23 protein-coding genes are annotated in these 25,413 nt (G+C 71.5%); 8 read left to right on the top strand and 15 right to left on the bottom strand.

All coding sequences use genetic code 11. The features are described 5' to 3' along the window. Positions 1-194: 194 nt before the first annotated feature. The 3 genes from Raf01_RS06800 to Raf01_RS06790 are packed head-to-tail and all read right to left on the bottom strand — an operon-like array spanning position 195 to position 4,643. Positions 195-818, bottom strand: a complete 624-nt coding sequence (locus Raf01_RS06800; protein ID WP_203916855.1) for a phosphoribosyltransferase — start codon at positions 816-818, stop codon at positions 195-197. After that, positions 815-2,086, bottom strand: a complete 1,272-nt coding sequence (locus tag Raf01_RS06795) for a glycosyltransferase 87 family protein (RefSeq protein ID WP_203916854.1) — start codon at positions 2,084-2,086, stop codon at positions 815-817. The genes Raf01_RS06800 and Raf01_RS06795 overlap by 4 nt, the downstream gene beginning before the upstream one ends. A 55-nt stretch (positions 2,087-2,141) precedes the next feature. Beyond that, positions 2,142-4,643, bottom strand: coding sequence for a putative bifunctional diguanylate cyclase/phosphodiesterase (locus tag Raf01_RS06790; RefSeq protein ID WP_203916853.1), 2,502 nt, complete (start codon positions 4,641-4,643; stop codon positions 2,142-2,144). 579 nt (positions 4,644-5,222) lie between these two features. On the opposite strand from Raf01_RS06790, the gene moaC reads away from it, so the two are divergent. The 4 genes from moaC to Raf01_RS06770 are packed head-to-tail and all read left to right on the top strand — an operon-like array spanning position 5,223 to position 7,859. After that, a complete protein-coding gene (gene moaC / locus Raf01_RS06785; RefSeq protein ID WP_275412962.1) occupies positions 5,223-5,702 on the top strand; it encodes a cyclic pyranopterin monophosphate synthase MoaC in 480 nt (159 codons plus the stop codon). Next, positions 5,699-6,181 carry a MogA/MoaB family molybdenum cofactor biosynthesis protein gene (locus Raf01_RS06780; RefSeq protein ID WP_203916851.1) on the top strand — a complete coding sequence of 161 codons (483 nt, stop codon included), beginning with the start codon at positions 5,699-5,701 and terminating at the stop codon, positions 6,179-6,181. The genes moaC and Raf01_RS06780 overlap by 4 nt, the downstream gene beginning before the upstream one ends. Before the next feature lie 35 nt (positions 6,182-6,216). Further along, positions 6,217-7,452, top strand: a complete 1,236-nt coding sequence (locus Raf01_RS06775) for a molybdopterin molybdotransferase MoeA (protein WP_239133424.1) — start codon at positions 6,217-6,219, stop codon at positions 7,450-7,452. Beyond that, positions 7,452-7,859: a molybdenum cofactor biosynthesis protein MoaE gene (locus tag Raf01_RS06770; RefSeq protein WP_373319486.1), complete on the top strand. Its 408-nt coding sequence runs from the start codon at positions 7,452-7,454 to the stop codon at positions 7,857-7,859. Before Raf01_RS06775 ends, Raf01_RS06770 begins: the two co-directional genes overlap by 1 nt. 36 nt (positions 7,860-7,895) lie before the next feature. On the opposite strand, the gene Raf01_RS06765 is transcribed toward Raf01_RS06770, so the two are convergent. The 4 genes from Raf01_RS06765 to Raf01_RS06750 all read right to left on the bottom strand — a co-directional run bounded on the left by Raf01_RS06765 (position 7,896) and on the right by Raf01_RS06750 (position 12,159). Beyond that, a complete protein-coding gene (locus tag Raf01_RS06765; protein WP_203916849.1) occupies positions 7,896-9,461 on the bottom strand; it encodes a glycosyltransferase 87 family protein in 1,566 nt (521 codons plus the stop codon). A 242-nt stretch (positions 9,462-9,703) separates the two neighbouring features. Further along, entirely contained in the window at positions 9,704-10,246 is a 543-nt protein-coding gene (locus Raf01_RS06760) for a DoxX family protein (protein WP_203916848.1), read from the bottom strand. Between the two features lie 48 nt (positions 10,247-10,294). After that, positions 10,295-11,491, bottom strand: coding sequence for an ATP-binding protein (locus Raf01_RS06755; protein WP_203916847.1), 1,197 nt, complete (start codon positions 11,489-11,491; stop codon positions 10,295-10,297). Positions 11,492-11,592: 101 nt separating this feature from the next. Further along, positions 11,593-12,159, bottom strand: a complete 567-nt coding sequence (locus Raf01_RS06750) for an LppU/SCO3897 family protein (RefSeq protein ID WP_203916846.1) — start codon at positions 12,157-12,159, stop codon at positions 11,593-11,595. Positions 12,160-12,279: 120 nt separating this feature from the next. Here Raf01_RS06750 and Raf01_RS06745 point away from each other — a divergent pair, with 120 nt between their 5' ends. After that, a complete protein-coding gene (locus Raf01_RS06745; protein WP_203916845.1) occupies positions 12,280-12,906 on the top strand; it encodes a prepilin peptidase in 627 nt (208 codons plus the stop codon). On the opposite strand, the gene Raf01_RS06740 is transcribed toward Raf01_RS06745, so the two are convergent. The 5 genes from Raf01_RS06740 to Raf01_RS06720 form a co-directional block, all read right to left on the bottom strand. Beyond that, complete coding sequence (locus Raf01_RS06740; protein ID WP_373319479.1) at positions 12,899-16,237, bottom strand: UvrD-helicase domain-containing protein; 3,339 nt, start codon at positions 16,235-16,237, stop codon at positions 12,899-12,901. The genes Raf01_RS06745 and Raf01_RS06740 overlap by 8 nt on opposite strands. 66 nt (positions 16,238-16,303) lie before the next feature. Further along, positions 16,304-16,597, bottom strand: a complete 294-nt coding sequence (locus Raf01_RS06735) for an MTH1187 family thiamine-binding protein (RefSeq protein WP_203916843.1) — start codon at positions 16,595-16,597, stop codon at positions 16,304-16,306. 1 nt (position 16,598) lies between these two features. Then, positions 16,599-16,838, bottom strand: coding sequence for a MoaD/ThiS family protein (locus tag Raf01_RS06730; protein ID WP_373319478.1), 240 nt, complete (start codon positions 16,836-16,838; stop codon positions 16,599-16,601). Position 16,839: 1 nt separating this feature from the next. Beyond that, positions 16,840-17,895, bottom strand: a complete 1,056-nt coding sequence (gene moaA, locus Raf01_RS06725; protein ID WP_203916841.1) for a GTP 3',8-cyclase MoaA — start codon at positions 17,893-17,895, stop codon at positions 16,840-16,842. Then, the gene (locus Raf01_RS06720; protein WP_203916840.1) at positions 17,892-18,806 is read right to left on the bottom strand and encodes a fructosamine kinase family protein; all 915 of its coding nucleotides are present in this window, start codon (positions 18,804-18,806) and stop codon (positions 17,892-17,894) included. Before Raf01_RS06720 ends, moaA begins: the two co-directional genes overlap by 4 nt. 218 nt (positions 18,807-19,024) lie before the next feature. Between Raf01_RS06720 and Raf01_RS06715 the strand changes: the two genes are divergently transcribed. Further along, complete coding sequence (locus Raf01_RS06715) at positions 19,025-20,011, top strand: DUF4192 domain-containing protein (protein ID WP_203916839.1); 987 nt, start codon at positions 19,025-19,027, stop codon at positions 20,009-20,011. Here Raf01_RS06715 and fdhD read toward each other — a convergent pair. Continuing rightward, on the bottom strand, positions 19,984-20,805 hold the full coding sequence (gene fdhD, locus Raf01_RS06710; protein ID WP_203916838.1) for a formate dehydrogenase accessory sulfurtransferase FdhD: 822 nt from the start codon (positions 20,803-20,805) through the stop codon (positions 19,984-19,986). The two genes, Raf01_RS06715 and fdhD, sit on opposite strands and share 28 nt — an antisense overlap. Positions 20,806-20,959: 154 nt before the next feature. Here fdhD and mobA point away from each other — a divergent pair, with 154 nt between their 5' ends. Next, positions 20,960-21,643 (top strand): molybdenum cofactor guanylyltransferase, encoded by a 684-nt coding sequence (mobA, locus tag Raf01_RS06705; protein ID WP_203916837.1) that lies wholly within the window; start codon positions 20,960-20,962, stop codon positions 21,641-21,643. Then, positions 21,643-21,870 carry a DUF6457 domain-containing protein gene (locus tag Raf01_RS06700; RefSeq protein WP_203916836.1) on the top strand — a complete coding sequence of 76 codons (228 nt, stop codon included), beginning with the start codon at positions 21,643-21,645 and terminating at the stop codon, positions 21,868-21,870. The genes mobA and Raf01_RS06700 overlap by 1 nt, the downstream gene beginning before the upstream one ends. Here Raf01_RS06700 and Raf01_RS06695 read toward each other — a convergent pair. Further along, positions 21,781-23,019, bottom strand: coding sequence for an MFS transporter (locus Raf01_RS06695; protein ID WP_203916835.1), 1,239 nt, complete (start codon positions 23,017-23,019; stop codon positions 21,781-21,783). The genes Raf01_RS06700 and Raf01_RS06695 overlap by 90 nt on opposite strands. Continuing rightward, positions 23,016-25,355, bottom strand: coding sequence for an FdhF/YdeP family oxidoreductase (locus tag Raf01_RS06690; RefSeq protein ID WP_203916834.1), 2,340 nt, complete (start codon positions 25,353-25,355; stop codon positions 23,016-23,018). The genes Raf01_RS06695 and Raf01_RS06690 overlap by 4 nt, the downstream gene beginning before the upstream one ends. Positions 25,356-25,413 lie beyond the last annotated feature (58 nt).

Raw genomic sequence — 25,413 nt, 5'->3', positions numbered from 1 at the left:
GCGACGCGTCCCCCGGAAACCGGATGGCTGCGTGTCAGCTCATGTCTGCGCGGGCTCCTTCTGGCGGGAACAGCTGCGACGACCATGCTGCCCGGGCCGGCCGCGCCCGGGCAACCGAATTTCCGGCCGGCATCGGTGCAGTGGCACGACGACCGGTGCAGCGGCGCGACGACCGGTGCGGCAGTGCGATGACCTCAGTGCAGCAGCGCGACGACCTCGTCGTCGGACACCTGCTCGAACGAGCGGTAGAACCGGCTCACCGCGCCGAAGTCCTCGGGTACCAGCGGGCAGCACACCTCGTCGGCGAGTCCACGCAGCCAGGTGATCGCCTGCGGCGCGCCGACCGGGGCCGCCACGACCGTCCGGGCCGCGCCCAACTGCCGTACCACCGTGACCGCGACCGCCGCCGTCGCGCCGGTGGCAAGCCCGTCGTCCACCACGATGGCGGTACGCCCGAGCAGGTCGAGCGGTGGCCGGCCGGCCCGGTACCGGGATTCCCGCCGGGTCAGCTCTGCCTGCTCGTAGGCGATCACCGCATCGATCTGGTCCGGCCCGATCCGGTCGGGTACCTCCGGGTTGAGCACCCGTACCCCGCCCGGGCCCAGGGCGCCGAACGCGACCTCGGGCGACCAGGGCACTCCGAGCTTGCGGACCACCAGCACGTCCAGCGGGGCGTTCAGCGACCGGGCCACTCGCTCGGCCACCGGTACCCCGCCCCGGACCAGTCCCAGCGCGGTGACGTCGGCACGGTTCGCGTAGCCGGACAGCTCCCTGCCCAACTGGTCACCGGCGTGTTCCCGATCCCGGTATGCCCTCACTCCTCCAGTGTGGTCCGGGTCCGGAGCGCAGGTGCCCAGACCGCGTACGCGATCGGGTACAGCAAGTACCCGAACCGGGTCGCCGGCATCAGCAGGATCGCGATGAGCAGGCCCGCGGCGCAGATCAGCGCGGCCGTGCCCGCGTCGCGTGGCGGCCGGCGCAGCAGCCACCCGGCGATCCCGAGGCCAGCCAGGATCAGGAGCACGGTGGCGACGGTGTGGCCGCCGGGAGCGTGGGCGGCGATCAACTGGCCAGGGAAGGGGCTTTCCGCCGGGGACTGCACCAGGCCCTTGCCGAGCGGGAAACGGATCACGTTCTCCGTTGCCGCTCCGGCGTCGACCAGGAACGCGGGGATCAGGGAGAGCACCGGCAGCCCGAGCGCCCCCAGGGCGTAGCGTCCGCCGCGCCGGTGCACGATCGCGAGGGCGAGCAGCACCAGCGCCACCGGCCAGGCGAACAGCTTCATCGCCCCGGCCACGCCCACGGCCACGCCGGCCAGCCCGTACCGGCGGGTCGCCGCGCAGGCGAGCGCGAGCAGGCACAGCCCGAGTACCGGCAGGTCGTCGCCGCCGACCGCGAGGGTGAGCGTGCACACCGGCACCACGGTGGCCGCCTGCAGTGCCCGTACCAGGAGCGGCGCGTTCGCCCCGGACCGTCGGAGCAGCACCAGGGCCGCGCCCACGGTGGCCGCCGTGACCAGCGCGAACCAGACCCGGGCGTCGGTCCACCAGGCTGCGCCGGCGATCGCCCGGGGCAGGCCCAGAAGGACCATGCCCGGCTGGTACGGCAGGTAACCGAGCAGTCGCTGGTCGAGCGGCAGGGCGGCGATCGCGTCGTGGCCGAGGTACGGCGTTCCGGTGTCCAGGAGCCGCTGCGCCCCGTGCTCCACCACGATCACCTCCTCCTGCGCCCGGTCAGTGCGCCCGGCGGCGCGCTGGGCGGCCTCGATCACGAGCGGGAGCAGGGCGGTGGCGCACCAGGTCAGCACGGTCAGCGCCGTCCGGGCGGCGGTACCCGCGAAACGTGGCCACCGGCGGCGGCCAGTCAGCTGGACGAGCACCAGAAGCGTGGCGGCGGCGTACCCCCAGATCGCGATGCGCCCCCACGCGCCGTGCGGCGGCAGTGTGGCCGTCAGCGCGGTGAAGCCCGCGAACAGCAGCGAGATCGCGTACAGGCCGAGGTCGACGGCGAGACCGCCGCGGGCCTGGTCGGCGGCTGCGAGCCGGGACCGGCGACTGGTCTGTACCGGTGCGGGGGCGTCGAGCACGGGTCAGCCTAGCGCGCCTGGATCGGTGGCGTATCCGGCCCACGGGCGGGACCGGTCAGCCGAGATCCTCGCGGGTACGGGTTCCGGGCCGGCGTACCGGCATCCGGATCACCGCCCCGGACTCGTGCAGCGACGGCGCCAGCGCGCCGGGCCGGCCGTCGTACCCGCGGCGCAGCGTCGCCAGCAGCCGGTGAAGCGGCATCGGCCGGGCGAACAGGTGCCCCTGCCCGGCCGGGCAGCCCAGCTCCCAGAGCCGGCCGCGCTGCTGCTCGCTCTCCACGCCCTCGGCCACCACCAGCAGGTTCAGGCTGCGGCCCAGCTCGATCGTCGAGCGGACGACCGCGGCCTCGGCGGAGCCCTCCATCGCGGCGACGAACTCCCGGTCGATCTTCAGCTCGTGCACCGGGATGCGGGCCAGCGTCGCGAGCGACGAGTATCCGGTGCCGAAGTCGTCCAGCGCGAGCCGGATGCCGAGGTCGCGCAGCGCGCAGAGGACCTCGTCGACGACGTCGAGCTGGCTGAGCGTCAGCGACTCGGTCAGCTCGATGATCAGTGTCTCGGCCGGTACGTCGGCCAGCTCCAGCCGGCGCTGCACCACCTCGGGGAAGCCCGGATCGAGCAGGCTGCGGGGTGAGACGTTCACCGCGACCGGAAGCGCGAAGCCGTCCGCGTTCCACGCCGACGCGGCGCGCAGCGCCTGGTCGAGTACGGCCTCGCTGAACGCGGAGAGCAGGCCGGACCGCTCGACGTAGTCGAGGAACCGGTTCGGGTTGAGGTCGCCGCGCTTCGGGTGGTGCCAGCGTGCCAGGGCCTCGGTGGAGATCACCTCGCCGGTACCGAGATCCACCACGGGCTGGAAGTTGACCGTGAACTCGTGCTCCGCGACGGCCCGGGACAACTCGGCGGACAGCGCCAGGCGCCCGACATCGGCGGTGTCCCGGGACCGGGCGTACATCTCGACCGTGCGGCCCTCGCGTTTGGCCTGGTACATGGCCACATCGGCGCGCCGCAGCAGCTCTTCGACCCCGCCGCGGAACGGGGCGAGCGCCACTCCGGCGCTGGCCTCGACGACGATCCGCATGCCGTCGACCTCGATCGGCGGGTTGAGCCCGGCCAGCACGGCGTTCGCCCGGGGCAGGGCCAGCGCGGGTGCGGCGATCTTCGAGAACAGCACGGCGAACTCGTCGCCTCCGAGCCGCACCACGAGGTCGTCGGGCTCGGCCGCGGCGGCCAGCCGGCGGGCCACCTCGGCCAGCACCTGATCGCCGGCGGCGTGCCCGAGGGTGTCGTTGATCTCCTTGAAGTGGTTCAGGTCGACCAGCAGCAGACCCATCTGGCCCTTCGCGCCGGTGGACAGCAGCGCGGCGCCGTGCTCGTACAGGTGCCGCCGGTTGGCCAGCCCGGTGAGCGGGTCGTGGCTCGCCGCGTAGGCGTGGTGCTCGGCCAGCCGTTGCGCCTCGGCGAAAGCGGCCGCGTTACGTACCGCGGTACAGAGCGCGGCGGCGAAGGTACGCAGCGTGTACTCCTCGCGTTCGCTGAGCGTCACCTTGCGCCGGAACCGCAGCCGCAGCTCGCCGATCGCACTCGCGCCACCGCGGCTCTCCAGCGGAGTGGCGATCACGTGCCCCTCGGCCGGAGGGGCGCCGTCCGGATCGCCGGTGTACCCGAGCCCGTGGGGGCCGCCCCGGACCAACTGGTTGGGTACCGCGAGATTGGTGACCTCTACCTCGACGTCGTCGGAGGAGAACAGCTCCGAGGCCCGGGTGACCGCCGACCGCAGTACGGCGTCCAAGTCGACCTCGTTGAACTCGTCGGTAGCCTGCGCGAGCTTCTGCCAGGCGGCGCGCTCCGCACGCGCCCGCAGCTGATTGGCCGCGACGATGTGCATGCCGGCGATGATCAACGGGACCACAATGATCAGGGCCTGGTACTTGGAGAACCAGAACAGTCCGAAAGTGGCCAGTGCGAGCCGGATGACCGCGCCACCGAGCCGGACGTCGGCATTGGTGCGGAACAGGGTCGTCAGTCGCATCCGGTTCGCCAGTGCGATGACGGGAAGGGCGAGTGCCTCTTCGGCGATGATGATGGCGATCGAGGCGGCGACGATCGCCGGGAGATCGCCGCGGGTGATCGAGAACGGGCCGTCCAGTCCGAATGCGCTGGCCGTGACAACGGCCGCGGTGGCGACGGTGGTCGCCTTGGCGGTGTTGAACAGCAGCTTGACTGGCGACATCCGAGTGGTGGCCTTGGCCACGGCGACCGCGACCGCGGTCGAGAGCACCAGCCAGTGGCCGGGAACGAGCATCAGGCCGACCAGCGTGACGGCCTCTTGAATTCCGACGCCGTGGTGACTGTCCTTGACCCGGACCTGGAGTATGACGCGACTGGCCAGACCGAGCATCACCGCGGTCGAGGCGATGCGGAACCAGGACGGAGGTTCGCCAGCGCGGACACTGGCCACGGCAGCGGCGAGTGCGCAGCAGGATCCGATCACGACGACGAGACCGACGGTCAGATTCAACCGCCGGTCGGTCTCATCGGTTCCCGCGTAAACCAATCAACGTCCTTGGCTGCCGATGGTGGGCATGCGGTTCAGCGTAGGTGCATCTGAGTCCGTTCGACAATCAAGTGCTCGGTCCGAGTTCCGCTGCGGCTATGAGTACCGCAAATCCGCAAGTCGTCGGACGGGATCTCTCAGTACCAGTCGTTGCTGCGGTTGATGTTGTTCACGTGGTCGCAGTTGCTGTTCTTCGCCATTGTTCTCTCCCATCAAAGTTGGCCTCGATGGGATGAGATTAAGATGCAGAACGCAATTTGCATATCAAAAATGTCGCTCATTTCATGATGCGCGAAGCTTGACACAATTGACCACTTTGTGTGAGCGCATAATCGCGGTTTGCGATGCCACTGAGCAGGCATTCCGGGGGAGATCAGGCATTAGCCGCCTATTGCCCGCAAGCATCGCCAGAATCGGGAGACATCATTATCTTTTCGTCTCTCGCGTCATTCATATACCCTCCTGGAAGTCAAGGGTCCGTTCTCACGGTACGCGTATCCAGACACGCCGGCTCAGTCGCACGGGTTCGGTCCGACCACCGGTTCGGTCATCCTCTTCCGGCTCGTACGCTGTTGAGTTGTGGTGGACGCGAAGTTGACCCATGTGGACGAGCAAGGTGCGGCCCGCATGGTGGATGTATCGGAAAAGGCGGTCTCAGTCCGGCGTGCGTTAGCCGCCGGCGAGGTGCGCACTACTCGTGAGGTCATCGATCTGCTGCGCCGGGACGCGTTGCCCAAGGGCGACGCGCTCGCGGTCGCCCGGGTGGCCGCGATCATGGGTGCCAAGCGGACACCCGATCTGGTGCCGCTCTGCCACCCGATCGCGTTGCATGGGGTGGACGTCGAGCTGACCCTCGGCGAGTCAGCGGTCTCCATCGAGGTCACCGCGCGCACGGCCGACCGTACCGGCGTGGAGATGGAGGCGCTCACCGCGGTGGCGGCCGGTGGACTCGCGCTCATCGACATGATCAAGGCGGTGGATCCGGCGGCGACGCTCGACCGGGTGCGGGTGCTGCGCAAAGAGGGCGGGAAGACCGGCCTCTGGGAACGGCCAACATGATCCGGGCGAGGGTGATCGTGGCGTCGAACCGGGCGTCGGCCGGCGTGTACCGGGACACCAGCGGGCCGCTGCTGATCACCGGGCTGCGCGAGCTGGGCTGCGAGGTGGGCGAGCCGGTCGTGGTACCGGACGGGGAGCCGGTCGGGCAGGCGTTGCGAGAGGCGGTCGAGGCCGGATTCGACGTGGTGCTCACCAGCGGGGGTACCGGGCTCAACCCGAGCGACCGCACCCCAGAGGTGACCCGGGCAGTGCTGGATTACGAGGTACCCGGCATCGCGGAGGCGTTGCGCGCACACAGCCGGGACCGGGTGCCGACCTCGGTACTGTCCCGGGGGCTGGCCGGGGTCGCCGGCCGTACGCTGGTCGTCAACCTCCCCGGCTCCACCGGCGGTGCGCGCGACGGGCTGGCCGTCCTCGGCCCGATCCTGACTCACGCCGTGGACCAACTGCGCGGCGGCGACCATCCTCGATCACAGTGATCCGCTCCGACCACGTTCGCGGATAGGCTGTCGGGGTGACCGTTCAACCGTCAACGGCGAATCCGACCGGGCAGACCGGCCCGCTGCCCTGGGAAGACGCCCGGGCGGTGGCGTACGCGGCCGGGGTGGATGCCGCCGCACCGCCGGTCGAGGTGCCGCTCGCCGACGCCGACGGCGCGACCCTGGCGTACCCGCTGCTCACCCGTACCGACCTGCCCGCGTTCCCGACGTCCAGCGTGGACGGTTTCGCGGTACGGGGCCCCGGCCCGTGGCGGGTGATCGGGCGGGTGCTCGCCGGTACCCTGGCGCGGCCGCTCGCCGAAGACGGTGTGTGCGTCGAGATCGCGACCGGCGCCGCGGTACCGCCGGATACCACGGCGATCGTGCGCACCGAGGACTCGACCCGTGAGCAGGACGGTCGGGTCAGTGGCACGCCGCGCTCCACACCGGAGTGGCGCGAGCCGGGCGAGGAGGCCCGCCTCGGTGAGGAACTGCTGCCGGCGGGTACCGCGGTCAATCCGGCGGTGATCGGCCTGGCCGCGTCGTGCGGGTACGACACGCTCGGCGTACGGGCCGCGCCCACCACCGCGGTACTGGTGTTCGGGGACGAACTGCTGACCAGCGGGCTGCCCGGCGACGGACGGGTCCGCGACTCGCTCGGTCCGTCGGTACCGGCCTGGCTGCGCCGGCTCGGTGCCGCCGCCGGCCCGGTGCTCGGCCCGGTCGAGGACACCCTCGAGGCGCACGTGGAGGCGTTGAACCGCGCGCTGGCCGGGGGCGCCGAGCTGATCTGCACCACCGGCGGCACGATGAGCGGCCCGGTCGACCACCTGCACCCGGCACTCGCCCAACTCGGCGCGGCGTACCTGGTCAACACCGTCGAGGTACGCCCCGGCTTCCCCATGCTGCTGGCCAGCGTGCCGCGTCCGGGCGGCGGTACCACCCTGGTGGCCGGCCTGCCCGGAAACCCGCAGTCCGCGGTCGTGGCATTGGTGTCCCTGGTCGCCCCGGCGGTGGCCGGGCTGTCCGGCCGGCCCATGCCGGCACTGCCGACCATCCGGCTGTCCGCTCCGGTCGGCGCCCGTGGCGGGTTCACCCATCTCGCGCTCGTCGACTCGGACGGAGTCGCCGTCTCCCATGCCGCGTCGTCGATGCTGCGGGGCATGGCCCGGGCGGTCGGCTTCGCGGTGATCCCGCCCAACTCCGACGCGGTGGCCGGGGACGAGGTGGCGCTGGTACCGCTGCCGTTGCTCGCCGGGGAGCGACCATGATGATCTCGGTGACCGGGGAACCGCTCGACCTCGCGGCGCACGAGCGCGCGGTGGCGCACCCGGCGGCCGGTGCGGTCGTGTCGTTCCAGGGTGTGGTTCGCGACCACGACGATGGGCGCGGCGTGTCCGAGCTGGAGTATGAGGCGCACCCGAGCGCGGAAAAGGTACTGGCCGAGGTCGCCGACGAGATCGCCGCCCGGCCGGAGGTCTACGCGGTAGCGGTGTCGCACCGCGTCGGGCTGCTCAAGGTCGGCGACATCGCCCTGGTCGCGGCGGTGTCGACCGCGCACCGGGCGGCCGCGTTCGCCGCCTGCGCCGACCTGGTCGACGAGGTGAAGTCCCGGCTCCCGGTGTGGAAGCGGCAGGTCTTCGCGGACGGTACCGAGGAGTGGGTCAACAGCCCGTGACCGGTCTCCTCGCCGGCGGGCGGACGATGGACCGGGTCAGCGGTTGCGCAGGGTGGCGCGACGCGCCAGGGCCGGCTCCGGGTAGAAGGCCGGATCGGCACCGGGCCGCCAGGGCAGCAGCACCACGAGCGCGATGACGGCCAGCGCCAGCGAGTTCTCCCAGAACGCGCCGTGCAGCCCGTCGGCGTAGTGCGAGACGGCCGGGAACTTGTGCTCGTACTTCCAGATCGGCGACACGACGAACAGCACGTAGACACCGATCGCGGCGGCGGCCCTGGTCAGGCCGGCCATCGCCGGCATCCCACCCGGACCCCAGGACCACATGTCCCGGGTCGACAGGCCGCGCGCGGCCTGGTGCCGGCGCAGTGCCGAGTCGCCGAGCACGATCAGCGCCGGAATCAGGAAGACCAGGTGGTGCGACCAGGAGATCGGGCAGATCGCGTTGCCGGTCAGCCCGACGATGGTGAACGCGGCCAACTCGTCGCCGTCGCTGTGCGCGCCGCTACCCCGGATCATGCCGACCGCGAACAGCAGTGCGGCGAAGGCCAGCCACATCAGCGTGGGCGTGGTGGTCGAGTCGTAGAGCCGGGCCAGCACACCGGCCAGGGACTGGTTCGCGGTCGCGTCGACGGCGCCGACCCGGCTGGTGTCGAAGACGACCGACGTGAAGTACTGGGTGGCCGCCTTGCCCGCGACCGCGAAGGTCAGCAGGGTCACGACCGCGGTGGTGGCGGCGGAGACGATCGCGGCGCGCCACTGCTTGGTCACCACGAAGTACGCGATGAACACGCCCGGCGTCAGCTTGATCGCGGTGGCCAGGCCGACGCCCAGGCCGGCCAGCGCGCCGGAGTTCCACAGCCTGCGCAGCGCGGCGGCGACCGTGCCGATCGGCTCCGCCCCTTCGGTGTCGTCGGCGGCGTCACCCGTGACGGTGCCGCCTGTCTCGGTCGGGCTGGCTGTCTTGGTGGGCCCGGTGGTGCGGGCGGCTCCGACGGTGACCGCCAGGCGCGACGGGGTTGCCGCGAGCTTCGCCCGGTTGCGCAGGGCGACGAAGTCGGCGTAGATGAGCAGCGCGAGCAGGATGTTGACCTGCCCGAAGCCGAGCGTCTCTCGGATCGGTTCGGTCGCGCCGGCCAGCGGTACGGCGAGGGCGACGACAAACCAGCGGCGCCAGCCGTACCGGTCGGCGATCGGTACCAGCAGCCAGGCCAGCAGCACGGTGAACGCGGCGAGGCTGATCACCGTGTTCACCCAGCCCGCGGCGAGCGCTGGGAGCACGGCCATCGGCGCCATCACCAGCGCGGCGAACGGCGGGTACGTGAAACCGAGCGTGGTGTTGGGGGCCACGAAGTCGTACAGGTTTCCGCCGTGCGTCCACCACACCATCGCGCCGTGATAGATGTTCATGTCGAAGAACGTGTAGTGGCGGCCCCACTTGTCGACCGCCTTCACCGCGGCGTACACGGCGAGGGCGAGGATGCCGAGCCGGATCAGCGTGCCACGGTGGACCCAGACCGGACCAAGCCGACGGAGCCGGCCGACGACCTGGCGTTGGTGGTCTTCAATGGCAATACGCGGTCGATCCTTGACGGTCGCCGGCATGCTTTCGACACCCCCGTGCTCCATGCGTGCTTCCCACCCCGGTCTATCGAGGAGCCTAGAGCGGCGCGCCAAGGGCGCACCTCCCGCGTTATCCGAACGTGTCTGATCCCACACTGCTTCGTCATATTTCATAGGGGTTAACGCATGCCGGCGGATTCAGGTGATTGATGTGCTAATTGTGTGCCGCCGAGATCAGCGCAACCTCAGCGGATGCTTACGAAAGAGGGAAGGGATCCTCCACTTCAGGCGGACAGCCGACGGGTGACCGGGTTCGCCTGCGCCGCGAGGCGGACCCGGAGTTGCGTGTCGTGAGCCGCCCGGTGCATCGACCGGTTGGCATCGGAGATCAGGTGTGTGGTCCGCCAGCGCAGGCCCGGCCGGCCTTCGGTGTCGAGGGCGGTCAGCAGCAGGCCGCCCATCAGTCCGACGTTCTTGAGGAAGTTGTTGTTCTGGGCTCTGCGGGCGGACGGATCGTCCAACTCCCAGAACCGGTGTGCGGCGAGCGTCGTCGGAACCAACGAACAGGCCAGCACGATCGCCGCCGGGCGCCGCAGCGGCGTGACCAGCAGCAGGCCGCCGATGAGCTTCGCCGCCTGGTCCAGCTGAACCAGCGCGCGCGGGTCGTCGGGCAGCATGGGGAGGATGCGCTTGAGCGCCGGCACGACCCGGTCGGTGACCTGCTTGGCCTCGGGTACGAGCCGGTCGGGGTCGGTCAGTCCCTGGGCACCGTTCGCCACGAAGATTCCCGCGAGCATGGCGCGGGCAGCGGTGCGTACGGAACTCATGCGCCGGTACTACCCAGCCGGGCACGCTTTACACCGAGTAAGCGAAAACTACGCGGGTTGTGTGCGAAGGTACCGGCCGAAGTGCGGAACCGTGAACGCGACCGTGCCGCGCTCGCCGGAGTAGATGAGGCCCTTCTTGATCAGAGCGTCGCGTGCCGGGGACAGTGACGCCGGCTTGCGATCCAGCGCCCGGGCCACCTCGGAGGTGGGTACCGCCTCCCCCTCGGTGTCGGCGGTGGCCAGCGACGCCATGGCGCGCATGTACTCCCGCTCGGCCGGTGTGGCCCGCTCGTACCGGGAACCGAAGAAGCCGACCGCCAGCTCGGCCTCCGCCTCCGGCGCGCCGACCCGGACGTCCGCGGCGGTGATCGGGGAGCGGGGCGCGTGGTCCCAGGTGGCCTTGCCGTACGCCTGGACGAAGTACGGGTAGCCGCCGCTGGCTTCGTACAACGCGTCCAGCGCCTTCGGCTCGTACTCGACCTCTTCGCGTTCGGCCGGTGCGCACAGCGCGAAGTCGGCTGAGATGCGGTCCAGCCGGTCGATCCGCTGGTACCGGAAGAGCCGCTCCGAGTACGACTTGGCCGCGGACAGCACAGCGGGCAGGTGCGGCAGCCCGGCACCGACCACGATCAGGGGAGCGCCGGTCTGGGACAGCTCATGGCAGGCGGCGCAGAGCGCCGAGACGTCGTCGGGGGCCATGTCCTGCATCTCGTCGATGAAGATGGCGACCCCGGTGCCCACGTCGGTGGCGATGCTCGCCGCGTCGGTGAACAACTCGACCAGGTCGATCTCGATGTCGCCGGAGTCGGCGCGGCCGCTCGCGGCCGGTACGTCGATGCCGGGCTGCCACCGGTCCCGGATCTTCCCGCCGGCGTTGGCGCGCAGCGCGAAGGCTTTCAGTACGCCCAGGAACTCGTCGATCCGGTCCGGGGCGCGGTGACGTGGGGCCAGCTCGCGTACCGCCATGTGCAGGGCGGCGGACAGCGGGCGGCGCATCGGCTGGTCGGGCCGCGCCTCGATCTTCCCGGTGCCCCACAGCCGGCCGATAGCCTGCGAGCGCAGGGTGTTGAGCAGCACGGTCTTGCCCACACCGCGCAGGCCGCTGAGGACCAGTGATCGTTCCGGCCGGCTGCGGGCGACCCGCTCCAGCACGACGTCGAACACTTCCAGCTCACGGTCGCGCCCGGCGAGCTCCGGCGGCCGTTGGCCGGCGCCGGGCGCATAGGGGTTACGTACCGGGTCCACGATGGCACCGTATCGGGCTCTCTAGCGCCATCGCTAGAAACGCCACGCACTTATCGGTCGCTCTAGCGCTGTCTAGCGTCAGCGCTAGACAGCGTAATAATTCACTGCTTCTTGAGGCAGAGCACGAAGTCGCGGGTGCTCTGCGTCGTTTGGTAGAAGAAGTCGTGCGTGGAGCCGGGGACCATCGTACACCTGTTCGTATCGGCCGTGCCAACCAGGCGGGCCAGAACGAGGAAGGAACCCGGCGAGCAGGTGACCACGCGCAGCTTCGGGGCGTCCTCGGTGCCATCGTTGGCCACACATTGCCCCTTGACGATGCCGCTCGCATCGTAGCTGGGGGTCGCGCTCGCCCGGGCACCGGGAGCCCCCGACGCCGTGCCGGCCTGCGTGGACCGCGCGTCGCTGGCGGAGTTCTTGGAGTGCATCAGGTACAGCGCGAGCGCGCCGCCGCCGCACAGCACCAGGACGAGGACCGTGGCCAGCGTGATGACCAGCCCGGACGACCCGTTCGCGGCGCGACGAGGGCCGGCCGCCGCGGAGACGGTTGGCGGATCGTCGCGGTAGGAGTTGTCGTCCCGTCGCCACGGATCGCTCGGCCAATCCGGTTGGCGATCGCCGCGCCCATGCTCTGACATCCACTCCTCCAGGGTCGGGACCCGCGCGGTCACCGCCGCGACCGTGCGGGCACCTCCCGCTGTCGACACCGTAGCGTGAGCGCCCGCCGCGCTCATCCCACCGGCGGTGTCGACGGGCGACGGGCGACCCCACCGTGCCGCTAGCATCGCGCGATGCTGGCGATGGCCTGCGCCGTACTCGGCGGACTGACCGGCACCCTGGTGCCCAGGGTCGCGTACCGGCTGTGCGGCACCGACCGGTGCGGCCGGAAGCCGCCCGGGTGGCTGTGGGTACCGGTGGGGGCGTCGGCCTTCGGCGGGTTGGGCTGGGCGCTCGGCCCGGTACCGCTGCTCGGCGCCGCCCTCGTCGTCGCGGCGGCCGGGCTGGTGCTGGCCGCGACCGACCTGGCCTGCCTGCGGTTGCCCGACGCGCTGGTCGGTGCCGCGTTCGCCGGTACGGCGGCGGTGCTGGGCACGGCCTCGATCGTGGACGGCGACGGCCGCCCGCTGCTTCGGTCGCTGCTGGCCGGGCTCGGCTGCGCCGCGGCCTACTGCGTCGTGGCGGCGGTACCGCGCACCGGGCTGGGCCTCGGCGACGCGAAGCTGGCCGGCCTCCTCGGGTTCCTGCTGGGCTGGCTGGGCTGGCCGGCGGTGCTGCTCGGGCTCGCGCTGCCGTACGCGTGCAACGGGCCGGTCGTGCTCGGCCTGATGCTGGCCGGGCGGGTCCACCGGCACACCGTGCTGCCGTTCGGTCCCGCGCTGCTGGCCGGGGCGTACCTGGCGATCCTGCTGGTCAGATGAGGCGCAGCTGCCGGTCGCGGGGGCGCCGCGGCTCCTCGCTGCCGCGCCGTTCCAGCAGCCCGGGATCGATCGCGGCGAGGAACGGCGACGGCACCATCTCCCGCTCGGCGCCGTACCGGACGCGCCGCCGGGCGTGGCTGATGTACAGCCGATCCTGTGCCCGGGTCAGCCCGACGAAGAACAGCCGGCGTTCTTCGTCGACGTCTGTCTCTCTCGCCGAGGCGCCGGGGAAGCGCAGCGGCAGCAGGCCGTCCTCGCAGCCGACCAGGAAGACCACCGGGAACTCCAGGCCCTTCGCCGCGTGCAGGGTCAGCAGCGTGACCGCCTGGGCGCGCGGATCCAGCGCGTCCACCTCGGCGCCGGTGGCGATCTCGGCGAGGAATTTCTCCAGATCGTCGCCGCAGCGCACGGCGAGCGGCGTGAGCAGCTCGATCGCGATGTGCACGTCCTGCGGGGACAGGCCGCCGTCCGCGTCCAGGGTGGGTCGCTCGGCGAGCAGCTGCCCGGTCAGCCGGACCCGGGCGGCCAGCGAGCCGGCCAGCCCGGTGGCGTACCGCAGCTCGCGGGCGATGGCCGCGACCCCGGCCCGGTCCCGCAGGCGGTCGTGCGAGCGTTTCTGCGCCGGTACCCCGGCCCGGGACAGCGCCTCCATGACGGCGGCGGCCTGCGCGTCGGTGCGGTACAGCACCGCGATGTCGGCGAAGCTCATCGAGCCCGCCGCGGCGTGCGCGTCGATCCGGCCGGAGTCCAGCGACCGGTGGGACAGGCCGCCGACCAGCTCGTCGATGGTGCGCACCACGAAGTCGGCCTCGTCGGCGGTCGACGCAGCGGTGTAGAGCCCGATCGGTACGGCCTCGGGGTCGAGCCGGGCCGGGTCCAGCCGCCGCCCCGGTACCAGCGAGGACGGCGCGATCGCCTGCACCGCCGCGGCCACGATCGGGGCAGAGGACCGGTAGTTGCGGGTCAGCCGGACCACCCGGGCATCGGTGAAGTCCTGGCTGAACCGCAGGAAGAAGGACACGTCCGCACCGCGGAAGGAGTAGATGGCCTGGTCGGGGTCGCCGATCGCGCACAGGTTGCCGTCTGCCGGGGCGAGCAGCCGCAGCAGCTCGTACTGCACCGGGTCGACGTCCTGGTACTCGTCGACGAATACCCACGGCCACCGGGCCCGGTACCGCTCGGTCAGCTCCGGATCGTCGCGCAGCAGGGCGACCGGCAGCCGGACCAGGTCGTCCAGGTCGACGAGGTCGCTCGCGCGCAGCCCCTTGACGTAGCGCTCGCGCAGTTCGTCGTCCACGCCCTCGCGCAGCATCCGCCGGGCGGCGGACTCGTCGGCCGCGCCGGCCGCGGTCAGCGCGGCGATCCGCTCGTCCTCCTCGGCGATCCGGAACGACGGCGACAGTCCGGCCAGCTCGGCGTGCTCGCGCAGGATGGTCAGGCCCAGGCTGTGGAAGGTGGCCACGGTGACGTCCTCCGCGGCCTCGCCGAGGAGCCCGTCGAGTCGCTGGCGCAGCTCGTCGGCTGCCCGCCGGGTGAACGTGATCGCGAGGCACTCCTCGGGGTACACGTCCATCTCGGCGCACAGGTATGCGATGCGGTGGGTCAGCGTGCGGGTCTTGCCGGTACCAGGGCCGGCGACGATGAGCATCGGCCCGCCCGGTGCCGACGCGGCCACCCGCTGAAGCGCGTCGAGCCGGTCCAGCAGCCCGGTGCCGACCTCCTCCATCCCGGACAGCATCGGCTCGAACGGCTCGTGCGGCGACGGCTCGGGTGCGATCGGCGGTGCCACCTCGTTGGTCGGTGCCGCCTTGCCAGTGCTCTTGGCAGTGATGCTTTTGGCGGTAGTGCCCTTGGCAGTAGTGCCCTTGGCGGCCTTCGCCTTGCCGCCGCCCGCCTTGCCGCCGGGTGTCTCGTCGCCGGCCTGCTTCGGGGAGGCGGCCATGGCGGCGGGAGCGCCGGCCTTCGTGGCCCTGCGCGGCACCGGTACCCGCGCCGTCTCCGGCACGTCGAACAGCGCGTCGGCGGTGCCGGCCGTGGCCGCGCTCAGCTCGGCCGGCTCGAAGAGCCGGATCACGCCGTACTCGCCGTCGAACCCGGGCGTGCGGTGCACCTGCCCACGGCGCAGCCGGGCGATCGCCTCGCCGAGCAGTTCGCCGCCGGCGCGGGTGATGTCGTCGACCGGTACCTCGCGCAGGATGGACAACTCAGGTCCGAGCGTGCTGACCAGTGTGGCGAGGCGACCCTCGACGGTCTTAGAGCGGGGACCGACGCCATGGAGCTCGCCCAGGATCTCGGCGAGCTGGATCAGGTGGGTGACCCGCTGGGCCACTCCGTCGGGGCGCGAGCCGGTCGGGCGGTCGGCCAGGTCCTCGACCCGGGACAGCACGCCCACGGTGAGCGGCTTGCCGCACTCCGGGCAGGTGCCGCTGTTTGCCCGGGTGCGGGCGGGCTCCCAGTTCACGCCGCAGGCGCGGTGGCCGTCGGCATGGTATTTGCCTTCCTCCGGGAAGAACTCGATGGTGCCGTCCAGTCCGGTGCCGGTGCGCAGCGCCTCGCGTACCGAGAAGTAGTCCAGCTCGGTGGCCAGGACGGTGGCCTCCCGGGCGAGTGCCGGCGCGGAGTGCGCGTCGGAGTTGGACACCAGGCGGTACCGGTCGAGACTGGAGACTCGCCAGTTCATCTCCGGGTCGGAGGACAACCCGGTCTCCACCGCGAAGATGTGGTCCGCCAGGTCGGCGTAGCAGTCGGCGATCGCGTCGAAGCCCGACTTCGAGCCCAGCGCGGAGAACCACGGGGTCCAGATGTGCGCCGGGACCAGGTACCCGTCCGGGCTGGATTCGAGCGTGATCTCCAGCAGGTCGCGGGAGTCCAGGCCGAGAATGGGCCGCCCGTCCGAGCCGAGGTTGCCGATGCGGCCCAGCCGCGCGTTGAACCGCGAGGCGGCGTCGAGGTCGGGCAGGTAGATGAGGTGGTGCACCTTACGAGTGCGGTCGTCGCGCTTGTAGATCGTGGAGATCTCCACCGACAGCATGAACCGCACGTCGCGGTCCGCGACGCTGGGTGGCAGCGGCTTGACTGGACCGGCCAGCCGGTACAGGCCGGGCTCGGCGGGGACCAGGCTGTCTCGCAGGTGGTCGTACCACGCGGGGTGGGTGAAGTCGCCGGTGCCGAGCAGGGTGACGCCCTTGCGCCGGGCCCACCACGCGAGGCTGGGCAGGTCCAGATCGCGGCTACAGGCACGGGAGTAGCGCGAGTGGATGTGCAGATCTGCCACGAACGTCGTGTCGTGGCCGCGGTCGGGTGCTTTTGCGGGCACGACGCATCCTTTCACGTGCGCGCCGCAAGACGCGCACCGCCACGCGCGGCGCAATTGATCAGTGCGACCGCGGGGGTCGCCTCACCGGGACAGGTATTCCTCGACGTGAGCGACCTTGCTGGTCAACGCGTCGGTGACGCCCGGTCGCAGGTCAGCCTTGAGTACCAGGCTCACTCGCGGCGCCCGCTCGGACACGACGTCGACCGCCCGCTTCACCACCGCCATCACCTCGTCCCACTCGCCCTCCAGCGTGGTGAACATCGCGTCGGTGCGGTTGGGCAGGCCGGACTCGCGGACCACACGGACCGCTTCGGCGACCACATCGCCGACCGCCTCACCCGCTCCCAACGGGGTCACCGAGAACGCGACGAGCATGTCAACCTCCGGCAAAGGGGGGCAGGATGTCTACTGTGGACTGTGCGGCCAGCGCCACCGTCCGGTCGTGGCGGGCCAGCCCGTCGACCAGAAAAGAGCAAGACTTCAGCACCAGCGTCAACCGCTCGCCGTGCCGCCGGCCGGCCTCGTCCAGCAACTCGTCGAGGGTCGCCGCGTCCAGCGACTCCTCGGAGACACCGGCCGCGGCGCGGGCGGCGGCGAAATAACGCACGATCGGCACGTCAGCCACCGATCGCCGACATCGGGCGGGCAGGCTGCAGGAAGGCGGGATCGTCGATGCCGTGACCGGGCAACTTGCCCCGCATCGCCGCCTGCCAGCGCTCGGCGATCTCATCGTCTGAGCCGCCGCCCCGCAGCAGCGCGCGCAGGTCGCTCTCCTCCCGGGCGAACAGGCAGTTGCGGACCTGGCCGTCGGCGGTCAGCCGGGTGCGGTCGCAGTCGCGGCAGAACGGCCGGGTGACGCTGGCGATCACGCCGACCTTCCGACCGGCGCGGGTCGGCGCGTCCGGCGCCGCGTGAGGATCCGGACCAGCCGGCGTGCCCGGGTCGTCGGCGACCAGCCAGGTCTCCGCCGGCGCGCCGCCGCGGTCATCGGGGTCGGGCAGCAGGGTGAAGCTCGCTTCGAGTGCGGCGAGGATCTCGTCGGCCGTGACCATGCGGTCCCGGGCCCAGGTGTGCCCGGCGTCGAGCGGCATCTGCTCGATGAACCGCAGCTGGTATCCGTGGTCGAGAGCGAACCGGAGCAGCGGTGCCGCCTCGTCGTCGTTGATCCCGCGGACCAGCACTGAATTGATCTTCACCGGTCCGAGCCCGGCCTCGGCCGCGGCGGCCAGCCCGGCGAGCACGTCGGCGTGCCGCTTGCGATGGGTGAGCTGGACGAACCTCTCCGGCGACAGGGTGTCCAGCGAGACGTTCACCCGGTCGAGCCCGGCGGCGCGCAGCCGCGCGGCGTGCCGGTCGAGCCCGATCCCGTTGGTGGTCAGCGACATCGACGGTCGCGGGGTCAGCGCGGCGGCACGGGCCACGATGTCTGCCAGCCCGGGCCGCAGCAGGGGCTCGCCGCCGGTGAACCTGATCTCGGTGACGCCGAGCCGGGTCACCGCGATCTCGATCAGCCGGCCGACCTCGTCGTCGGACAGCACCTCGGCGGTGGGCAACCAGGGCAGGCCCTCCGCGGGCATGCAGTAGGTGCAGCGGAGGTTGCACCGGTCGGTCAGCGACACCCGCAGGTCGGTCGCCACCCGCCCGTAGCGATCGGCGAGCGTCGAGGAGGTCATTGTCTGACCGTAGCGCGAACCGCCGACAGAACGGCCTCCCGATAGCCGGATCCGAACATCGCGGTGTGCACCAGCAGCAGGTGCAGCTGATGCAGGGGTACCCGTCGCTCCCAGTCCGGTGCCAGCGGCCACACCTCCCGGTACCCGGCGAGAATGCGGTCTAACTGCGGGGCGCCGCCGAACAGGGCGAGGGTCGCCAGGTCCGTCTCCCGGTGCCCGCCGTGTGCCGCCGGATCGATGAGGTACGCCCGGCCCGACGCGGCCCAGTGCACGTTGCCCGGCCACAGGTCACCGTGGATGCGGGCGGGTGGCTCACCGGCTGCCGGGCCGGCGTACCGGTCGATGTCGCGCAGCACCTGCGAGACAGCGGCGACGTCGGCCGCGGACAGCGCACCGTGGTCGGCCGAGGCCCGCAGGAACGGTTCGAGCCGGGCCTCGGCGAACCACTCCGGCCACGGCCCGGGCGACGGGGCGTTGGGCATCGGCAGCGCCCCGATGTACCCGGGCCAGGGCGCGCCGAACGCGTCCGCACCGCTGCGGTGCAGGGCGGCCAGGCCGCGGCCGAAGTCCTCGGCAGCCTCCGGGCTCGGCGTGCCGCCGTCGATCCACTCGACCGCGAGCATGTCCGGCAGGTCGGCGATGACCTCGGGAACCGGCACTGCACCGGCGTCCCGCAGCCACTTCAGGCCCGCGGCCTCGGCGGCGAAGAAGCCGTCCGGCGCTTTCCCGGCGGGCTCACCGGACTGGCTCCCGGACGGCCAGGTCTTCGTGAAGACCGAGGTGCCGTCATCGAGCGTCAGCCGGGACGCCTGGCAGATGCTGCCGCCGGCCACCGGCGTCTCGCGGATGCGCTGGTGAGTGAGGAAGGTCGGCAGGTGGTGCGGATGCTGCCGGAGGTATGCCAGATCCACTCCGAAACGGTACCGCCGGATCGGCTCCGGCGAGCCGGGTGAGCGCCGTGCGGTGATCGCTCCGGGTGTCGCGCTCCGGCGTGTCGGGCATATCGCCGGACCCGGCGGCACCCCATCCGACGTGGGAAAACGTAGTCGGCCTGTGGATAACCCGGGTGTCGTCCACAGGCTGGAACTCGCCTCTTCCGATCTCTGGCCGGATTCGCCACTCTGGCCGCATGGCCTCGCCCCTGACTCTGCGTAGCACCGCCGACATCCTGAGCATGGTTCCGTACCTGCTCGGGTTCCATCCCTCCGACAGCGTCGTGCTGCTCGGCCTGCGCCGCGGCCGCATGGTCTTCCAGGTGCGCGGTGATCTGCTCGGTGCCGCCGATCTGGCCGGCTACTACGCCGCGGTGGTGACCCGGCAGCAGGTGACCGACGTGATCATCGTCGGCTACGGCCCGGCCGCCGAGGTCACCCCCGGCGTGCTGGCCATCGATCGGGCACTGGCGGCGGTGCAGGTGAACGTGCTCGACGTGCTGCGCGTCACCGACGGCCGTTACTGGTCCTACGTCTGCGACTCACTTGACTGCTGCCCGCCCGAGGGCACGCCGTTCGATCCGGTGACCGGGCCGGTGGCCGCCGCCGCGGTGGTCGCCGGGCACGTCGCGCTGCCTTCCCGGGCCGCGGTGCAGCGCCGGCTCGCGCCGATCGGCGGGCTGACCAGGGCCGACATGTCCCGGGCCACGGCCGGGGCCGACCGGCGGCTGGTCGAGCTGGTCGAGTCGTCGGTCGACCCGTGCGATGCCCTCCGCGGCGCGGGTGTCGCGGCGGTCGACGCCGCGATCGAGCGCCAGCGGTCCGGCGGCCCGTTGGACAACGACGAGCTGGCCTGGTTGACCGTGGTGTTGGTCTATCTGCCGGTTCGCGATCACGCCTGGGACGCGGTCGACGGCGACCTGGGAGTGCACGTCGGCCTGTGGACCGAGGTCCTGCGCCGGGCCGAGACGGAGCTGAGCGTGGCGCCCGCGACCCTGCTCGCCTTCGCCGCCTGGCGGGCCGGCGACGGAGTGATCGCGTCGATGGCGTTGGAGCGGGCGCTGACCGTGGACCCGGATTACTCGCTGGCGCGGCTGCTCGCGGAGGTGGTGGCGGGCGGGTTGCCGCCACAGGCGTGGGAGGCGACGCGCGGAGTTCAGCCGATGCGGTCGGGGCGGGTGTAGACGTTCATGGTCGACCCGCGCAGGAAACCGACGACGGTCAGCCCGACCTCATCGGCCAGCTCCACGGCGAGCGTGCTCGGAGCCGAGACCGCGGCGATGATCGGGATGCCGGCCATGGACGCCTTCTGCACCAGCTCGAAGCTCGCTCGTCCGGAGACCAACAGGACGTGCCCGTCCAGGGGGAGCCGCCGCTCCCGAAGGCCCCACCCGACCACCTTGTCGACGGCGTTGTGGCGGCCCACGTCCTCCCGGATCACCACGAGCTGGCCGTCCGTCGTGAACAAACCGGCGGCGTGCAGCCCTCCGGTCGCCTCGAAGGTGCGCTGGGCCTTGCGCAGCGTGTCCGGCAGGGTCACCAGGGTGCTGGCTTCGATCTTGGCCGAGTCCTGGTCGACGGCGAACCGCGACCGGGTCCGGACGGCGTCGATGCTCGCCTTGCCGCACACGCCGCAGGAACTGGTGGTGTAGAAGTTGCGACTCGGGTCGGTCACCGGCGGTGGTACGCCGGGGGTGAGCTTCACGTCCACGACGTTGTACGTGTTCGGGGTGTCGGTACCGGCGCACAGCTGCGCGGTGTGCACGTCGTCGTCGGACCCGATGATCCCTTCGGTCAGCAGGAACCCGAGAGCGAGGTCGATGTCGTTGCCGGGGGTACGCATGGTGACCGCGAGCGCGGAGTGGTCCACCCGGATCTCCAGCGGCTCCTCGGCCGCCAGGGAGTCGGGGCGCCGGCTCTGCTGCCCGGTTGACGTGTCGATGCGCACAATGCTGCGCCGCGCCGTGACCCTTGCCATGCCTCCATCCTGCCTCGCTCGCGGCCGGACTGCCCCCGCAGCGTGCCACCCCGGCCCCGCTCACGGCCCGGCTGCTCCCGCAGCGGGCCACCCCTGCCTCGCTCGCGGCCGGGCTGCTCCCGCAGCGGGCCCGGCGGCCGGTAGCGTCGGGTGCGTGGATCCCTACGCTGCCGTGATCCTGGCCGGCGGTGCCGCCCGCCGGTTCGGCGGTGTCGACAAACCGATGCTCACGGTGCGTGGACGGCCCATGCTGCACCGGGTTCTCGACGCCGTACCGGACGCGGTCGACCGGATCGTGGTCGGCCCACCCACCCTGGACGTACCCGACGGGGTGCGGCGGGTACGGGAGGAGCCCCCGGGCGGCGGGCCGGTCGCCGCCGCCGCTGCCGGGCTCGCTGCCGTCACGGCTGACACAGTCGTCCTTCTCGCCGCCGACCTGCCGTTCCTCGACCGAGCGGCGATCCACACTCTGCGCGTCACTCTGGCCGCGTCCACCCCGACCGGGAGCGGCGTCGAGTGTCTCGACGGCGTCGTGTTCCTCGACGGCGACGGGAAGCGCCAGACGCTGTGCGGCGTCTGGCGGACCGGCTCGTTACGAAACGCGCTCGCCCGGATCGGACCGGCGTCGACGCCTGCGGAGACGGCGACCGGGGGCGCTCGACTGGCGTCGACGCCTGCGGAGACGGCGACAGGGGGCGTGCGACTAGCCGGGGTACCGCTGCGGGTACTGCTCGCCGGGTTGCGGATCGGCGAGGTGTCGGCCGGTACCGGCGGGCCGCCGCCGTGGTACGACTGCGATGAACCCGACGACCTTCACCGCGCGGAGGAATGGACCTGATGTCCGCACTCGACGACTGGACCGATTCGGTCCGCGAAGCGCTGCACCTCGACCCGGTTGACGTGAACCTGGTCCTGGACCTGGCTCGGGACGTGGCGCACGGGGTGATGCGCCCGGCCGCACCGCTGACCGCGTACCTACTGGGCCTGGCCGTCGGCCGCGGCGCCGATCCGGCGCAGGCCGCTGCCGTCATCAAGGACCTCGCCGGCTCCTGGTCCCGGGACTGATCCCATCCGGCGCCCGATCGTCGTCCACACGGCGAGCAACAGCGCGGAGAGCACCAGCGTGTACGGCAGCAACGAGCCCAACCCCAGCCCCTGCGCCAGGGCACCGGCGAGCCACGGGAACACCGCGCCACCGATCACGCTCGCGCCGACCAGCAGGCCCACCGCCGTCGGTACCAGCCGGACCGGGACGAGTCGGGGAAGCACGGCGATCGTAGTCGGGAACACCGGGCCGAGAAAGAACCCGATGAGCCCGAAGCCGATCATGACCACCACGTCGCCCGGCCCGAGCCAGGTGAGCACAGTGGCGGCGCCGACTCCGGCCAGGCAGCCGTACATCATTCCCAGCACGCCGATCCCGGCCCGGGTGGCGGCCGCGTTCAGCAGGAACCGGCCCAGCGTCAAGCCCAGCCAGTACCCGCTGACCACGTACCCGGCGAGCAACTCGCCCGCCCCCTTCTGCTGAGTGAGCAGGCTGAAGCTCCAGTTGCCGACGGTGACCTCGATGCCCACGTACAGGCAGAGGAAGGCGGCGGCCAACCAGACCGCGAGGCGCCGCAGGGCCGCGCCCAACGGCGCGCTCTGGTCATCCTCGGCGACCGGGGCGGCCCGGCGGGGAAACAGCGCCAGGAATCCGACGAGCGACACCACCCCGGCGATCGCGAGCAGCAGGTACACGTCCTGCCAGGGCCGGTGATCGTGCAGCAGGCCGGTCGCCAGTACCGGCCCGATCAGCGCCCCGACGCCGAAGAAGGCGTGCAGCAGGTTCAGCAGCGGAGTGTGCCCGGGCAGCGTGGTCAGGTACGCGTTGAGGCCCGCGTCGAGGATGCCGGTACCGAATCCGAGCCCGAGGTTCGCGATCAGCAGCAGCGCGAAGCTCGGCGGTCGCATTCCGATGGCGTACGACAGGCCCACGAACACGGCCGCGCCCAGAGACAGCTGGCCGCGTGCGCCCAACCACCGGATCAGCGATCCGTTCGCCACCCCGGACAGCACATAGCCGGCCGAGAAAGTGAAGAACATCATTCCGAGGGTGACCTTGTCGACCCGGTAGTCAGCGATCTGGCTGGGGATCAACACGCCCGAGGCGCCCGAGGCGACGCCGATCAGGATGAAGGTGGCGAAGGCGAAGACGAGCCGGGCGTACCTCACGCAGGCCCGGCCGGCGTGCTCGTCGCCGACGAGGACGAGGACGCCGATCCGACGACGGGGCCGACAGGCGCCGGTTCGAGGCGGACGATGATGCTCTTCGAGGCCGGCGTGTTCGACCGCTCCGCAGTGGACTCCAGCGGTACCAGCACGTTCGCCTCCGGGAAATAGGTGGCCGCGCACCCGCGCGCGCTCGGGTAGCCGACCACCCGAAAGCCGGTCGCCCGCCGTTCGCTGCCATCCGTCCACTCGGACACGATGTCCACGAGCGTGCCGTCGTCGATACCCAGTGCCGCGAGGTCGTCCGGGTTCACGAAGACCACGCGACGCCCATTGTGAATTCCCCGGTATCGATCGTCTAGTCCGTAAATCGTGGTGTTGTACTGATCGTGGCTCCGAACCGTCTGGAGCAACAGCCGCCCGGCCGGGATCTCAGTGACCTCCAGCCGGTTGACCACGAAGTTCGCGTGCCCCGACGCCGTCGGGAACTGTCGCCGGTCCCGGGGCGGGTGCGGCAGCGTGAATCCGGCGCCGGTGGCGACCCGGGCCTCGTAGTCGCCGAAGCCGGGTACCACCGCGGCGATCTGTTCCCGGATTGCCCGGTAGTCGTCCTCGTACGCTGCCCACGGGATCGTCGACCCAGGCAGGGTGGCGCGGGCCAGCCGGCTGACGATGGCCACCTCGGAGAGCAGGTGTTCGGAGGCCGGGCGCAGCGTGCCATGCGACGCGTGCACCGCCGACATCGAGTCCTCGACCGTGACGAACTGGTCGCCGGAGCGCTGGGCGTCCCGCTCGGTACGGCCGAGGCATGGCAGGATCAGCGCGGTCCGGCCCGGTACCGTGTGCGACCGGTTCAGCTTCGTCGACACGTGCACGGTCAGCTCGCACGCCGCGAGGGCCGCCCGGGTGACCTCGGTGTCCGGCGTCGCCGCCGCGAAGTTGCCGCCGAGCCCGAAGAACACGCGTACCGCGCCTTCGCGCATCGCCCGGATCGTCTCCACCGTGTCGTACCCGCGACGGGCCGGCACCTCGAAGTCCAGCCGCGACGCCAGAGCCGGCAGCCATTTCGGCGTCTCGTGCCAGACGCCCATGGTCCGGTCGCCCTGGACATTGGAGTGCCCACGCACCGGGCACAACCCCGCACCCGGCTTGCCGACCATGCCGCGTAGCAGCTGGACGTTGCTGATCTCACGGATCGCCGGTACCGAGTCCCGGCGCTGGGTCAGGCCCATCGCCCAGCAGACGATGGTGGCGTCCGACATCGCCAGCATCCGGGCCGCTTCGACGATCTCCTCCCGGCTCAGCCCGGTCGCCGTGAGCACGTCCGCCCAGTCCAGGTCCTCCAAGTCCGCGCGGTAGGCGGCGAAGCCGGACGTGTAGGTGTCCACAAAGGACTTGTCGATCGCGCCCCACTCGAGCAGCAGCGAGGCGAACGCCTGGAACAGAGCCAGATCCCCACCAACCCGGATCTGCAGGTACCGGTCGGCGAGCGCGGTGCCGTCGCCGATGACCCCGGACGGGCGCTGCGGGTTGCGGAAGCGCAGCAGGCCGGCCTCCGGCAGCGGGTTGACCGCGATGATTTTCGCGCCGTTGCGCTTCGCGGTCTCCAACGCGGTGAGCATGCGCGGGTGATTGGTCCCCGGGTTCTGGCCGACAACCACCAGCAGCGATGCCCGGTGGATGTCGTCGAGGGTGACCGAGCCCTTGCCGATGCCGATCGTCTCGGTCAGCGCGACGCCGGACGACTCGTGGCACATGTTGGAGCAGTCCGGGAGGTTGTTCGTGCCGTAGGCCCGGGCGAAGAGCTGGTACAGGAAGGCGGCCTCGTTCGACGTGCGGCCGGAGGTGTAGAAGGCGGCCTGATCCGGCGAGTCGAGCCCGCGCAGCGTCGAGCCGACCAGCTCGAACGCGTCGTCCCAGGAGATCGGCGCGTAGTGCGTTGAGCCGGGTCGCAGCACCATCGGTGTGGTGAGCCGGCCCTGCTGGCCGAGCCAGTGATCGCTGCGTTCGGACAGTTCGGACACCGGATGCGCGGCGAAGAACTCGGCGGTGACCCGGCGCAGGGTCGCCTCCTCGGCCACCGCCTTGGCACCGTTCTCGCAGAACTCCGCGTGGTGCCGTTTGCCCGGTGCGGGCTCCGGCCACGCGCAGCCCGGGCAGTCGAACCCGCCGACCTGGTTGAGCTTCAGCAGAGTACGGGCGGATCGCCGGACGCCCATCTGGGCCAGCCCGGGAGCCAGCCCGTGAATGACCCCGCCGACCCCGGCGGCACTGCGTTCCGGGCGGCGAACGGTCAGATTCTCGTCTCCGGTGTCCTCGCGCGGCGCTTTACGGACCATGCTTCCGACCATAGTCGGCGAGAGCGGAGCGTCCAGATCCTGTTCACTTCGGCATGGG

Source organism: Rugosimonospora africana, assembly GCF_016862975.1.
GTDB classification, from domain to species: Bacteria; Actinomycetota; Actinomycetes; order Mycobacteriales; family Micromonosporaceae; genus Rugosimonospora; species Rugosimonospora africana.
This window is presented reverse-complemented; position numbering and strand designations above follow the sequence as displayed.

Coding starts and splice junctions, on each gene's coding strand:
- Raf01_RS06735 (WP_203916843.1), bottom strand. CDS start 16,597: ATGCTCGTCGCGTTCTCGGTGACCCCGTTGGGAGCGGGTGAGGCGGTC.
- fdhD (WP_203916838.1), bottom strand. CDS start 20,805: ATGGCAAGGGTCACGGCGCGGCGCAGCATTGTGCGCATCGACACGTCA.
- Raf01_RS06760 (WP_203916848.1), bottom strand. CDS start 10,246: ATGAGTTCCGTACGCACCGCTGCCCGCGCCATGCTCGCGGGAATCTTC.
- Raf01_RS06700 (WP_203916836.1), top strand. CDS start 21,643: ATGTCCGCACTCGACGACTGGACCGATTCGGTCCGCGAAGCGCTGCAC.
- Raf01_RS06715 (WP_203916839.1), top strand. CDS start 19,025: ATGGCCTCGCCCCTGACTCTGCGTAGCACCGCCGACATCCTGAGCATG.
- moaA (WP_203916841.1), bottom strand. CDS start 17,895: ATGACCTCCTCGACGCTCGCCGATCGCTACGGGCGGGTGGCGACCGAC.
- Raf01_RS06780 (WP_203916851.1), top strand. CDS start 5,699: ATGATCCGGGCGAGGGTGATCGTGGCGTCGAACCGGGCGTCGGCCGGC.
- Raf01_RS06745 (WP_203916845.1), top strand. CDS start 12,280: ATGCTGGCGATGGCCTGCGCCGTACTCGGCGGACTGACCGGCACCCTG.
- Raf01_RS06765 (WP_203916849.1), bottom strand. CDS start 9,461: ATGCCGGCGACCGTCAAGGATCGACCGCGTATTGCCATTGAAGACCAC.
- Raf01_RS06770 (WP_373319486.1), top strand. CDS start 7,452: ATGATCTCGGTGACCGGGGAACCGCTCGACCTCGCGGCGCACGAGCGC.
- Raf01_RS06690 (WP_203916834.1), bottom strand. CDS start 25,355: ATGGTCCGTAAAGCGCCGCGCGAGGACACCGGAGACGAGAATCTGACC.